The following is a 14416-nucleotide window of genomic DNA, read 5'->3' on the forward strand; positions in this document are numbered from 1 at the left end:
TTTTATGCCTTTATTTAGAATTTTCACCCTATTTACTTAGGATTTTACCCCCTCCGTTTTTTCTCTTCTAAATAGATTTGGCCTTATGCATTTACAACTAAAATGCAAACAATAACCAAATATATAATAACCAAAAACTGATTCACCTATAATAAAATGAGCTATCATTTTTTTAGGCAGGTAACGAGCAACGTACCAACAAACTATAACTATATGAGGAAAACTTACTTTAAGCAATTGATGCTTTTTTCGTTAACCGTATATGCGGTGTGCCCAAATCTGGCCAATGCAAATGCAATACGAGTCAAAAGCCATGTAACAGGTAAAACCGGATTTACTAAAAACCATCGGTTGGAAGTAACAGGAACTGTAACCGATAACTTCGGAAACCCCTTGTTTGGTGTGAAGGTTTCCATTAAAGAAACCGGTACCAACACTTCTACCGATAAAAACGGGAAGTATAAAATTAGTGCAGTTGAAGGCGATGTGCTGATTTTTACGCTTAATGGTTATCTGATACAAGAAACTGAGGTTAAACAGGCGCTGTTAAACGTGAGCTTAATAGAAAACCAAAAACAGCAGGTTGCCGTGCCTGTACTGTACGGAGAGCAATCTACCGTAACCAAACTGCAGTCAACCGCCACTGTTTATAACAACGATTTAATAAAAGTGCCTGTAGCGGGTATAAACAATGCCTTATCGGGCAGGCTTGCGGGCTTATATACCTTACAGAGTAATGGCAGGCCAGGTGCCGATGGTACAAGTATAACTGTAAGGGGCAATGTGCCACTGGTTTTGGTAAATGGCGTGCCGAGAGATTATTCGTCTATCGATCCTGAAGAAATAGAATCAGTAACCATTTTAAAAGATGGTTTATCTGCTGTAATGCTTGGACAGCAATCTTCTAACGGTGTTGTAATGATTACCACGCGGAAAGGTGAGGTAGGAAAACAGCGCATTTCGTTAACCGCACAGGCGGGATTGCAATCGGCAGTAAAATTGCCAAAGCCTCTGGATGCTTTTAATTATGCTACTTTATATAATGAGGCCCTGGCTAATGATGGCAAGGCACCACGCTACACGGCCGCCGATCTAAATGCATGGGCCACCGGGTCAGATCCTGTATTTCATCCTGATGTAGACTGGTACAGCACCATCCTGAAACCAAATACACTTTTTAGCAGGTATAACTTAAATACTTATGGCGGGGGTAACTCCACCCGCTATTTTCTTGATGTAGATTACCTTAACCAGAGTGGTATTCTGAAGCAAGATGATAATAAAAACCCTTACAGTACCAATACCGACTATAAAAGGTACCTCGTGCGCACCAATATCGATATTGATATTACACCAACTACTTTATTAAACCTCAATTTGTTCGGTCGTATCCAAAATGGAAACCAACCGGGTGGTGCAGGTGCCAACAGTGCAATTTTTACCACAGGTACAACTTTATCTAACTTTGGTAGTAATAATATCTTTTCGCAACTGGCTGCTACGCCAAACAATGCCTATCCTGTTTTTAATCCTAATGGTTCGTTAGCTGGCAGCTCCGATTATCAAACCAATCTATGGGCAGCAACAACACAATCGGGTTATTTTTACAACAGCACACGCGATGTTTCTGCTGATATCTCTTTACGTAAAACACTCGATAATCTGACTAAAGGTTTATGGGTAAAAGCATTGGCAAGTTTTAATACCAGTGTGTCGGAAAATATCATCCGCACCAAACAATATGCGGTTTATAAACTCGCCGGCACTAACCCAGATGTGTACCAGAAATTCGGTGTAGACGGGCAGCAGGTTAATCTTTCTACCAATACCGGGCAGAGCCGAAATTTATTTGTAGATTTTTCTACAGGCCTGGATAAAACCTATGGCAATCACAGCATTAGTGCTTTACTAAAATTTAATTCGCAAAGTGCACAAACAGCCAATCAGGTCCCGATGATTTACAATAATTTATCGGGAAGGGTAAATTATAATTTTAAAGAAAAATACCTGGCAGAGGCAGCTTTAAGTTATAGCGGTTTAAACCGATATGAAAAAGGCAATCGCTATGGTTTCTTTTACGGTTTCGGTTTGGGCTGGAACATTGCTAAAGAAGATTTTTTAAAAGATACAAAATGGTTAAGTACACTTAAAGTGCGGGCTAACTATGCTTATACAGGCAATGCAAATCCTGGTTATTTCGCCTACAATCAGTATTATATAACGGGTGGTACTTATAATTATGGTACTACACCAACAGCAATTGCCGGTACAACAGAAGGTACATTGGCCAACCCTAACATTACCTGGGAAAAAGCCAACCAATATAACTTTGGTATAGATGCAAGCCTGTTTAATAACAAATTATCTGTTGCGGCAGATTATTTTAATAATGAAAACTTCGATCTGGTACAAACCAGAGGAAGAAATTCGGCACTTTTAGGCATCGCTTACCCTCCGGAAAACATAGGTATTAACCGGTATTCTGGATTGGAATTCGATTTAAGGTACAGCAACAACATCGGCAACTTTAACTATTACATTGCGCCAAATGTTTTTTCGCTTCAAAAAATTATTCAATACCAGGATGAAATTGACAGGCCATACCCATGGATGGTTAGAACAGGACAACGCGAAGACCAGACTTTTGGATATATAGCCGATGGACTTTTTCAAAACCAGGCTGAGATTAACTCCAGTGCAAAAATTCAGGGTTATACACCTGTTCCCGGCGATATTAAATACAAAGATTTAAACAACGATGGTATTATAAATGAACTTGATATACAGGCGCTTAAAAACAATAATCCAATCTGGTTTTATGGCCTTAATTTAGGCTTCAGTTATAAAGGTTTCGATTTTTCAGCGCTGTTGCAAGGGGTACAAAACCGGTATATCTACCTGTCGGGTTCAACCGAATGGGCATTTCAGAACAATGGTTTAGGACAGGCTTATGAACAGAACCTCGGCCGGTGGACACCCGCCACAGCGGCCACTGCAACGCAGCCCCGTTTAACCATAGGTTCAAATCCAAACAACGAGGCTACCTCTTCTTACTGGTTACACAATGGCAGTTATGTACGCTTAAAAAATGTAGAGCTGGGTTATACTTTGCCAAAACTGCTAACCAATAAATTAAAACTGGCATCTATCCGCTTCTTCGTAAACGCTGTAAATGCAGTTACTTTTTCGGCTTATGATAGGGTAGACCCTGAAGTTTACGGAAGTGGTTATCCGCTGCAAAGGGTAGTTAACGCAGGTTTAAATGTTAAATTTTAAGGTCGGGCAATATGAAAATTAAGATAAAAGAAATAGCTGGTGTTTTAGCAATCACCATTGTAGGTTTTTCGGCATGTAAAAAACCATTATACGAAACCGAACCGATCAGTCAGGATATTACCTATGTTTTCGATAAAACAGATTCGTTAGGCGTACAGGCCAAAACCTTTCTGGCCGATATCTACTCTTACCTGCCGAACGGATACAATAGAATCGGCAACGATGTGCTTGATGCAGCCTCTGACGATGCGATCAGCTCCTCGCCTGCGAGTACGATAGAATATTTTGTAAACGGCCGCATTTCTGCTGTTAGCCCGGTAGACAATTCGTGGGACAATAATTATAAGACCATCAGAAAGGTTAATATTTTTCTGGCTAATATCGATGTGGTGCCTTTAAACCAGAAAGGATTAAAAGTGTACTGGAAAGCAGAAGCCAGAATACTGAGGGCAATAGCTTATTTCGAGCTGATTAAACGTTTTGGCGGTGTACCTTTAATGGGCGACAGGGTTTTAGGCGTAAATGATGATATTCAGTTACCCAGAAATAGCTATGCAGATTGCCTGAAATATATTGTGGATGAATGTGATGCCCTAAAAACCATTGCAAGACCAGATAATTCGCTGGCCGCAGATGAGGATTATGGCAGGATGACCCAGGGAGTAGCACTTGCCTTAAAAGCGAGGGTTTTATTATACGATGCCAGTCCGCTGAATAATCCAAACAACGATTTAACCAAATGGGCCTCAGCCGCACAGGCCGCTAAAGATGTAATGAGCCTGAATATATTTTCGTTAACAGCGGCCTATACTTCGGTTTTTAATACCAGAAAAAATACGGAGGTTATTTTGGCCTATCAGCGTGGAGTAACTTTTGATCTCGAAACCAGGAATGCACCGGTGGGTTATACTGCTACCAATGCATCAGGCTCTGGCTATACCAGTCCAACGCAAGAATTGGTTGATGCTTTTGATATGGCCAATGGCAGGGCAATCAGCGATCCTGCATCAGGCTATAATGCTGCTGACCCCTATGCCGGAAGAGATCCGAGGTTTTACAGGACTATTTTCTACAACAACTCAAAATGGCTGAATAGAATCGTTCAGACTTATGATGGCGGACTTGATAAACCGGGCAGTGCGGTAAACGTGCAAACCCGTACAGGTTATTACATGCGTAAATTCTTGAACGAAACTTTCGAAACTGCCACTGTTTACAGTAACCAAACGCATAATTTTCCAATCTTCAGGTATGCCGAAATTCTGCTCAATTATGCAGAAGCCATGAACGAAGCAGCAGATAATGCTGTAAACAGGGCCGAAGCTTTTAACCAGCTAAAAGCGATAAGGTTAAGAGCAGGTATCGCCATAGGCAGTACAGCAGGTTATCAGCATGGTTTAAAAACCACCATGAACCAGGCCGAAATGCGGGAAGCCATCAGGCACGAACGCAGGGTAGAGATGGCCTTTGAAGAACAGCGTTTTTGGGATATCCGCAGGTGGAAAATAGCCGAAAACGTATTAAACGGCACCTTACATGGCATGCAGATTATTAAAAATGCGAATGGCACATTCTCCTATACCATAACCAATGTACTAAATGTATCGTTCGATGCTTCTAAAATGTATCGTTACCCAATTGCCGCAAGCGAGGTAAACAAAAACAGAAACCTAACACAAAATCCGGGCTGGTAATTGGAGATTTTAAAATTGTTAAATGATAACCATACATGTTATGCAAAAAATATTATATAAATTATTAATCCTTTTAACCCTGTTGCCCGGCATTTCTTTGGCGCAAACGGTTATAAGAGGAACCATAGTAGACGATTCAGGCCCGATACCCGGTGCTACCGTTGTAGAAAAAGGATTAACCAATAACGGTACCGTAAGCGATGGCGAGGGCAGGTTTCAGTTCAGTTTAAAAGGAACTTCGAAAATCCTTATTATTAAATCGATCGGTTACTTAACACAGGAAGTAAATGTAGCCGGAAAAACAGCCGTATCGATCAACTTAAAGCCTGATACCAAAGGTTTAGATGAGGTTTTGGTGGTTGGTTTTGGTAAACAGAAGAAAATTACCAATACAGGTGCTACCAGTTCTATTTCTGCTACAGAAATTAAACAAAACCCAAGTGCAAGCATCCAGAATACGTTGGCAGGCAGGTTACCGGGTTTTACCTCACAACAAAGAAGCGGTCAGCCTGGTGCAGACGGAGCGGCTTTCTTTATCCGCGGGGTAAGTACTTATGCCGGCAGCGCATCACCATTAATTATTGTTGATGATGTGGAATACGATTATAATCAGGTTTCAGACATCGATCCCAATGAGGTAGAAACCGTTACCATTTTAAAAGATGCTTCAACCACAGCGGTTTATGGCATCAAAGGGGCTAACGGGGTTTTGGTAATCACCACTAAAAGGGGCTTAGCTGGTAAGCCACGTATCAACCTGAAATCGGAAGCGGGTTACCAGATGGATGTGAATACACCCGAATTCCTCAATTCATACGAAGCGAAATTATTGAATAATGAAGCCCTCAGGAATTCTGGCGATTTAACCAATAAAGCTTATGCCTCAGATGCCGATCTGGCGGCCTACAGAGATCATACCGATCCCTATGGTCACCCGGATATCGATTGGTGGAAAACCATTTTTAAACCAGGGGCAATGATTACCCGCCAAAACCTCGATTTTCAGGGCGGTACCGAGAGTGTTAAATATTTCGTTTCGGCAGGTTATTTATGGCAAAACGGTAATGTGCGCGATTTTAGCTCGGATAATGGCGTAAACAGTAATTTTTATTATAAACGTTATAATTTTAGGTCTAATTTAGATATTCAGGCAACCAAAACATTAAGCATCCGTTTAGATTTAACAGGTCGTTTTGGCGAAACCAACCAGCCATACAACTCCCAGCAGGGTAATGCTTATTATGCAAACGGAAACGGTATCGTTGGCGAAATTTACAGTGGCGGGTATTTACCTCCATGGGCTTTCCCGGTTACCAATCCGAATGGTTCCTATCCATATAACCCCTTGTTAACCAATGCCAATACCAGTATAATTGGTCGTTTGGCAGAGTCGGGTTATTCCAGAACTTTTGATAACGACCTGAATATTGTTTCGAGTGCTAGTCAGAAACTTGATTTTGTCACTCCAGGCTTAACCGCTAAAGTATTATTGTCTTACGCAAGTGCCCAAAGCTATACTGTAAGTGCCAGCAGAACCGCCTTGCCATATTATCTTTATAACTCGGCCACAGGACTATACCTGCCATTAAATGCAACACAATACCGTACCCCGCCTTTTTCGGCAGGTTATAGCAATACCAGTATTTTTCGTACCATAAGTACCCAGTCTTCTTTAAACTACGACCGCAATTTTGGTGACCATCATGTATATGCATTGGCATTATACAATGATAACCGGGTGATCAATTCTACCACCACTGCCGATGCCAATCAAGGTCCGGGTGTACCAACGGTAGTTACCGGAACCACCTTAAGAGGAGGATACGATTATAAAAACAAGTATTTAGTAGAGTTTAATGCGGCTTATAATGGCACCGACAGGTTTACAGGAACAAAAACCAGGGGCTGGTTCCCCGCTGCATCCATTGGCTGGAATATTTCTGAAGAGAAATTTTTCTCTGATAATGTCAAGTTTGTCGATTTGTTTAAAATCAGGGCCTCTTATGGTCTGGTAGGATCGGATGATATTGGCGGGGCCAAAAAATACCTCCAGTTATATACTTCGGCCACAGGCTCGTATAACTTCGGTACAACCAGCACTTCGTATAATGGCATTACCGAGGGCAGTTTAGGCAATTTAGATGTAACCTGGGAGAAAGAGAAAAAACTCGACGTAGGTTTCGACCTGAATATGTTTAAAGGAAAACTTAAAATAACCGCCGATTATTTTAACAACAACCGTTACGATATTTTAACAACCCGGCAAAGCGTTCCATACACTATTGGTGTAGGTTTGCCTCCGGTTAACCTCGGTAAAGTAAACAACAGGGGTTTTGATGGTGAGGTAAGTTATAACGAAAAAATAAACGATTTTTCTGCCGGAGTGAGGCTAACGTTCTCATATGCCAAAAATAAAATCCTTTTTCAGGATGAGGCGCAGCCTGCCTACCCCTGGTTAGCGGCAACAGGCAACCCTATCGGGCAGTATTTCGGATGGCACTTTTTAGGCTTTTACACCGCGGCAGAAATTGCTGATCCAAAAGTGGCTAAACCTACAACTGCCGTAGGGCCTGGCGATATGAAATACCAGGATTTAAATGGCGACGGCATTATTGATGATACCGATAAAGGGGTAATTGGTAAGCCAAACCTGCCGAATACCACCTATGGTGCAAACTTTAACTTTGGTTATAAGAACTTTTACCTGAATGTATTTTTCCAGGGTTCTTATGGCTACAGCACCCGTTTTCACTCCGAAACCATTACACCGGGTAACTCAAATTATCAGCCCATCCATTTACAACGTTGGACACCCGAGACTGCAGCTACTGCCATATTTCCCAGATTGGGTGGTAATGCTGTTACCAATTTCCCTAACGCAACAAACAATTTCTCTGATTTCTGGACCAGGAACAATTATTATGTACGCTTAAAAACGGCAGAAATCAGTTACCTGTTTCCTAATTCACTGGCTAAAAAGTTACGCCTTTCCGCAATCAGGGTATATGCCAATGGCAATAACCTGCTCACCTGGACAAACGTAACCGACCTGTACCAGGTTGACCCTGAAAACGGGAACAGTACCACTACCGTAATTAGTGTGTACCCAACACAACGCATTTATAATCTTGGTTTAAATGTTACATTTTAATTAAAATGATCATGAAAAAGAAAATTTCAATCATAGCCATACTCGCTTTCATGGTGGTAACCTATTCCTGCAAAAAAGGTGGGTTATTGGATGAGAGTACCCTGACTACCCTGAACGAAGAAACAACCTTTGCCGATAGCATTAATACACAGGCATTTTTAACCCGTATTTATCAGCAGGTAGGTTTTCAGTATGATATACAATACCTTGATGCAGGCGGCCATTCGGGTGCAGCTGATGAAGGTGTTGCCGGCCGTTACAATGGCACCCAAAACTCTGCCGTAGTGATTGCCTTTGGTTTGATATCAAAAAGCTCAACCAATTCCGATTTTATCAATATGTGGTCGGTACCCTATCAGAATATCAGAAGGGTAAATGTACTGTTGCAGAATATCGGGGGAGCACCATTGAGTGCAGCAACGAAAAAAGGCATGATTGCAGAAGCAAGGTACCTGAGGGCATGGTATTATTTCCTGTTGATCAGGGCTTTTGGAGGTGTACCTTTGCTGGGCGATAAGGTTTATGATATTACTGAAGATTTTAGCTTAAAAAGATCAACCTACCAGGACTGTGTAAATTACATCGTTTCTGAATGCGAAGCTGCCAAAGCAGATCTGCCTACCAGTGCCACCATTTTGCCACAAAATTATGGGCGCATTACCCAGGGAGCCTGCATGGGGTTAAAATCGAGGGTGCTGTTATATGCTGCAAGCCCATTGTTTAATGGCGGTCAGCTTGCCCCCTCAGGCGAATTACATGAGCTTACCGGTTACAACGCTTACGATAAAGAACGTTGGAAAAAAGCTGCAAACGCCGCCCTTGATATCATCAATACCGGTAGTTATTCTTTATATGTAGATAATGGACCAACCAACAGACCAGGATATGGTTTTTATAAGGTTTTTCAGATGCGGGTTAACAGCGAATACCTGTTTGCCGCAATGCGGGGTGCACAGCGCGAGTTCGAAAGCTTTTTGTTGCCTCAAAGCAGATCCGGCGGTTATGCTTTTACTGTAAGCCAGCAAACGGTAGATAAATTCCCGATGATTAATGGAAAAGCCATTAACGAACCTGGTTCTTTATACGATCCGGCAAACCCATACGCGAACCGCGATCCACGTTTTGCCAACTCTGTAATTTATAACGGCTCGCCATGGATTTTAAGTGGCAATAATGCAGCACCGGTATATACTTATGTAGGTTCTGGTACTACTGATGCGGTTAGTGGTCCGCTTGGATTCAATACAGGCTATTTTCCGCGTAAATATCTTTTAGAAAATTCTACCGGAAATGGCGAACGTTGCTGGGGCTTGATCAGATATGGCGAAATCCTGTTAAATTATGCCGAAGCGCTTAATGAATACAGCGGACCGGTTGAAGAGGTTTATGCTGCTTTGAGGAAAATCAGGGAGCGTGCAGGAATTACCGCAGGAGCAGATGGGAATTATGGCATTAAAGCCGGTGCAACGCAGGAAGAAATGCGTGCCATTATTCAAAAAGAGCGCGATGTAGAATTATTTATGGAAGAACACCGGATGTGGGATGCCAGAAGATGGAAAACCGCCGCTGTTGATTTTGAAAAACCCATCAGAGGGGTGAAGATTACCAAAACAGGCAATACCTATAACTACGAATATGTAGATGTGCGAGAACATCATTTCCCGGCCAATTACGGCCTGTTCCCGATGCTGGCCTCAGAGATTGCAAAAAACACCGCCTTGATCCAAAATCCAGGTTGGTAGAAATAGAAAAACATCAGATTGATCTGATAAAAAAATGGTTAGTGTGTAGTTAGTTGGAGCCACCTTGCGTAGCTTGGTGGCTTTTTTACAACGCCTGCATGATTGCAGAAAAAGCGAAAATCAAATTGAAAAATGCCGTTTAACAAACCTTCAAAATACAGCTCTACAATAATCAGATTATCCTCATTGTTGCTGGTGCTGCAAGTTACTTTAACCTTTGCGCAAGTGACCTCAAAGGAAGTGAACTGGCCTGTTTTTATGGCCAGGCAAAATTTAAAATGGGATAATACGGCAACCGGTTATTACAGTGGTATCATCCTCGGTAACGGGCTGCTCGGTACCAATATTTATAAAGAAAACGACAGTTTGATCCGCTTTGATATCGGGAGGAGCGATGTGGTAGATCACCGCGAAAAACTAATGCCCGATGCAGGTAAATTATATACACAGGGGCGTTTACCAATTGGTTATTTCACCCTCAAAACTTCTGGTAAAATAACCGGAGCTAAAATGGAACTGGATATCTATAACGCAGAAGCTAGGGGTACAATAACCACAACCCTCGGCACCATTACTTTTAAAGCCTATGTTGCTGCAAATCAGAATGTCATCAGTATTTCGCTTAACGCGGCACAACAGGAAAAAGTTTCGGCATGGGGATGGAATCCCGGCAAAAGCATCAGTCCGAGGTACTTACAAAGCTACCCTACAGATAAACCCGCAAATTATCCGGAAAATCCGCAGGTAAAAATCACCAGCGAAAACGGTTATACCATTTGTAACCAGCCCCTGCTTAACAAAGGGGGTTACACAACTGCATATAAGATTACAGGCAATGCCACATCAGGCAAATTGCTGGTAAGCGTGGGTTATGATGCGTACAATACCCTAAACGAAACATCGGAGGCATTAAATAACCTTAAAAACTTTAAAGATAACACCGAAAGTATTGCCGCACACCGCAATTGGTGGCACCATTTTTACCAGCAAAGTTTTGTGGCCCTGCCCGATAAACGCATGGAAAATTTTTACTGGATACAGTTATACAAATTGGCCTCCGTTACCCGGGCAGATAAACCCATTGCCGATTTAATGGGCCCATGGACAACTGCCACGCCCTGGCCGGCCATCTGGTGGAATTTAAATGCGCAGCTTACCTATTCACCCATTTTTACCGCCAACCATTTAGAACTTGGTGAATCCTTATTTAAATCTTTAAACGATAATAAGCAGAATCTCATCAATAATGTGCCCGCACAATGGCGCAATGATGCTGCTGCAATCGGGAGGAGTTCTTCATACAACCTGGTTAGCCCCATAACCGAAGCAGAGATCAACAAAGGAATATTCGAGCCTGCCAACCTCACCTGGATGTTGTATTACTATTATCAATATTATGCTTACAGCAAAGATGCGCAGACCCTTAAAACGAAGATTTACCCTTTGTTAAAAAGATCGGCAAATTTTCTGATCCATCAGCTTAAGCAGGATGAAAAAGGCATTTATCATTTTCCGCTATCTTATTCGCCCGAGTATAAAAGTGCCGAAGATGCAAACTATACCTTATCCAGCCTCAGTTGGGCATTACAGACCTTAATTAAGGTAAATCAGGAACAAAAGCTAAATGACAGCGACGCAGAACAATGGGAAAAGATCCTCAAAAACCTCGCACCCTTCCCGGCAGGTGATACCGGATTTTTGATCGGTAAAGATGTTCCTTTAAACAGCTCGCACCGCCATTATTCACATTTATTGATGATTTATCCTTATAACATCATAAACTGGGAACAACCAGAAAACCGGGCTATAATAAGTTTATCGCTAGATAACTGGCTTTCGCGCAAAAGTGCACTGGCAGGATTTTCCTTTAGTGGGGCAGCCTCCATTTATGCAGGCACAGGAAACGGCGATATGGCTTATCAATGGTTAAATGAACTGTTCGATCGCTTTGTGCAACCCAATACCCTGTATCGCGAATCTGGTCCGGTAATAGAAACTCCTTTGGCGGCAGCAACGTCTATACAGGAAATGCTGATCCAGAGCTGGGGAGATAAAATCAGGATTTTTCCGGCTGTGCCATCAGGCTGGAAAGAGGTATCGTTTAAACAGCTCAGGGCAGAAGGAGCCTTTTTGGTAAGTGCCGATATGCAAAACGGGCAGACAAAAAATATAAAAATAAACAGTTTAAAAGGGGGCGCGTTAACGTTGGTATCCAACATGGATAAATTTTCTATCCATTCAAATAAACGTAATAAAATAGACTATCAGGTGCAGAAAGAAGGCGAAAAGATCAAAATTGAAATTAAAAAAGTCATAATTGGAGAAGTGATCAGCCTTGTTTCTACTAGCTTTGAAGATAAAACAACATCGGGATTGCCATACAATCGATACCAGAACTGGTTTTGGGGCTTAAACAACAAATAACACATGGTTACGATAAATAAAATTACAGATTTAACCAGATCAGCCTCAAAAATGAATGGATTTAGCGTATTTATACTTATCCTTTTCCTGATAGCTGTCAGTTTCCGGGCAAAAGCACAAAATGAGCCCTATAATACCATTCTAAGCCGGATTAATGCCGATTTGCAAACTTTTGTGAAGGATAAGGCACTGAGCGACGAAATAGCCAATCACCTTAAAAACCTGAATACCGACGGCAGCTGGGCTGATATCAATTATAATGATGCGCAATACGATCCCCTGAAACGGATTAAAGATATGGCAACCGCCTATATCCGCCCCTCAAATAAGCTTTATCAAAATACCGAACTCTATGGTGCAATTGTTAAATCGCTTCAAAACTGGCTCGATAAAAACCCGAAAAATAAAAACTGGTGGTACAATGATATTTTTTATCCGCAGGCCATCGGGCAAAGCCTAATATTGATGCGCAGTGCCAAAACGCAACTTCCTGCCGGATTGGAAAACGCATTGATTAAAAGAATGATCCGGAAGTTAAAAACAGGTGACGGGGCCAACACCTCAGATGAAGCCTTACATTTTCTGTACAGGGCCTGCCTGACCCAAAATAAAGCCACTTTAGATTCTGCCGCAAAATACCTTTTTGAGCCTGTAGCCATTACCGACGGAAAAGAAGGTGTTCAGGCTGATGGAAGTTATTACCAGCATGGCAAACAACAGGCTATTGCCAGTTATGGGCGGGTATTTGCAGGCAATTCGGTTAATGCGGCCTTTTATTTACGCGGAACGGAATATGCTCTGCCAAAAGATCAGATGGCTATTCTGGTCAATTACCTTAAAAATACTTTCCTTAAAACAATAAGGGGTTCATTTTACGATTTTAATGTGCGCGGCAGGGGCATTAGCCGTAAAGATTCGTTGAGCAGCGGCATGGGCGGTATGGTCAATAAAATTAAATTTTTCGATCCCGAAAATGCTGCTTATTGGGATGCTTCGGTCAAGCGGATATCCGGAACAGCGGCGCCTGATTATAAAATTGAACCATCGCACACCCAGTTCTGGAAAAGCGGATATACCCTTCATCTTCGCCCGCAATATACCTTTAGTGTGCAAACGGCATCAACAAGAACCTTACGTACCGAGAGGGGAAATAATGAAAACATACTGGGCAAGTTTCTTCCTGATGGGGCAACCAATATCCAGCGTAGCGGATCGGAATATGCCAACCTGATGCCGGTTTGGGAATGGGATAAAATTCCCGGTACCACCAGCAGGGATTATCCTGATGATAATGGCGCAACCATAAAAAGTGACTGGGGCATTCCCGGAACGACCAAATTTGTCGGCGGAGTAAGCGATGGTAGGTATGGAGTATCTTGCTATGATTTAAATTATGATAGCGTACAGGCCAAAAAAGCATGGTTCTTTTTTGATAAAGAAGTGGTTTGCCTCGGTACAGGCATTAAAAGCAACGCTAACGAAAATATCACCACTACCATTAACCAAACCTGGTTGCGGGGAAGTGTAGCGCAGGGTAAAATCAAAAATGAACTATGGGTAACCCATGATAGTATCGGGTATATTTTTCCACAGGATGCTAATGTAGAAATCAGCAATAAGGCGCAAACCGGAAGCTGGTACCGCATCAATCATTTTCAAAGCAAAAGCGGATTGAAACACGATGTATTTAAAATCTGGCTAAATCATGGTAAAAATCCTCAAAATGCTGTTTATCAATATATTGTAGTGCCGGGCTTAGATGCATCGGGCTTAAAAAAATACAACCGCGCCATGATCCGGATTTTAAAGAACACAGCAGAAATGCAAGCCGTACAGCATATCGGATTAGATATGCTGCAAGTCGTTTTCTATCAGGCAGGCAGCCTGTCAGCCGATGGGCTATTGCTCACTGTCGATCAGCCTTGTACACTGTACATCAAAAACTTAAACAGTAAAAATCCTGCACTTTATATTGCTGATCCGGCGCAGGAACAAAAGAACATTAATGTTTCGCTAAAATTGCCTGGCTTAGCTAAAACTCAGAATATCAATTGCAATCTGCCGGGTGGTGCACAATCAGGTGCTACGGTAAATTTCAACCTTAAATAATTTTCAGATACAATAATAAC

At 42.1% G+C, this 14416-nt stretch carries 6 protein-coding genes; all 6 read left to right on the plus strand.

Annotated elements, in window-relative coordinates:
• Positions 1 to 213: 213 nt before the first annotated feature.
• The 6 genes from ACTJKC_RS04325 (at position 214) to ACTJKC_RS04350 (ending at position 14396) form a co-directional block, all read left to right on the plus strand.
• The gene (locus ACTJKC_RS04325) at positions 214 to 3276 is read left to right on the plus strand and encodes a SusC/RagA family TonB-linked outer membrane protein (RefSeq protein WP_440790440.1); all 3063 of its coding nucleotides are present in this window, start codon (positions 214 to 216) and stop codon (positions 3274 to 3276) included.
• An 11-nt stretch (positions 3277 to 3287) separates the two neighbouring features.
• On the plus strand, positions 3288 to 4970 hold the full coding sequence (locus tag ACTJKC_RS04330; protein WP_440790441.1) for a RagB/SusD family nutrient uptake outer membrane protein: 1683 nt from the start codon (positions 3288 to 3290) through the stop codon (positions 4968 to 4970).
• 40 nt (positions 4971 to 5010) lie between these two features.
• The gene (locus ACTJKC_RS04335; RefSeq protein ID WP_440790442.1) at positions 5011 to 8121 is read left to right on the plus strand and encodes a SusC/RagA family TonB-linked outer membrane protein; all 3111 of its coding nucleotides are present in this window, start codon (positions 5011 to 5013) and stop codon (positions 8119 to 8121) included.
• An 11-nt stretch (positions 8122 to 8132) separates the two neighbouring features.
• Positions 8133 to 9863: a RagB/SusD family nutrient uptake outer membrane protein gene (locus ACTJKC_RS04340; protein ID WP_440790443.1), complete on the plus strand. Its 1731-nt coding sequence runs from the start codon at positions 8133 to 8135 to the stop codon at positions 9861 to 9863.
• Between the two features lie 132 nt (positions 9864 to 9995).
• Entirely contained in the window at positions 9996 to 12287 is a 2292-nt protein-coding gene (locus ACTJKC_RS04345; RefSeq protein WP_440790444.1) for a glycosyl hydrolase family 95 catalytic domain-containing protein, read from the plus strand.
• Between the two features lie 3 nt (positions 12288 to 12290).
• Positions 12291 to 14396, plus strand: a complete 2106-nt coding sequence (locus ACTJKC_RS04350; protein ID WP_440790445.1) for a polysaccharide lyase family 8 super-sandwich domain-containing protein — start codon at positions 12291 to 12293, stop codon at positions 14394 to 14396.
• Positions 14397 to 14416 lie beyond the last annotated feature (20 nt).

Source organism: Pedobacter sp. 22226 (genome assembly GCF_052045455.1).
Lineage (GTDB): Bacteria > Bacteroidota > Bacteroidia > Sphingobacteriales > Sphingobacteriaceae > Pedobacter > Pedobacter jeongneungensis.

Coding starts and splice junctions, on each gene's coding strand:
- ACTJKC_RS04350 (WP_440790445.1), top strand. CDS start 12,291: ATGGTTACGATAAATAAAATTACAGATTTAACCAGATCAGCCTCAAAA.
- ACTJKC_RS04345 (WP_440790444.1), top strand. CDS start 9,996: ATGCCGTTTAACAAACCTTCAAAATACAGCTCTACAATAATCAGATTA.
- ACTJKC_RS04335 (WP_440790442.1), top strand. CDS start 5,011: ATGCAAAAAATATTATATAAATTATTAATCCTTTTAACCCTGTTGCCC.
- ACTJKC_RS04330 (WP_440790441.1), top strand. CDS start 3,288: ATGAAAATTAAGATAAAAGAAATAGCTGGTGTTTTAGCAATCACCATT.
- ACTJKC_RS04325 (WP_440790440.1), top strand. CDS start 214: ATGAGGAAAACTTACTTTAAGCAATTGATGCTTTTTTCGTTAACCGTA.
- ACTJKC_RS04340 (WP_440790443.1), top strand. CDS start 8,133: ATGAAAAAGAAAATTTCAATCATAGCCATACTCGCTTTCATGGTGGTA.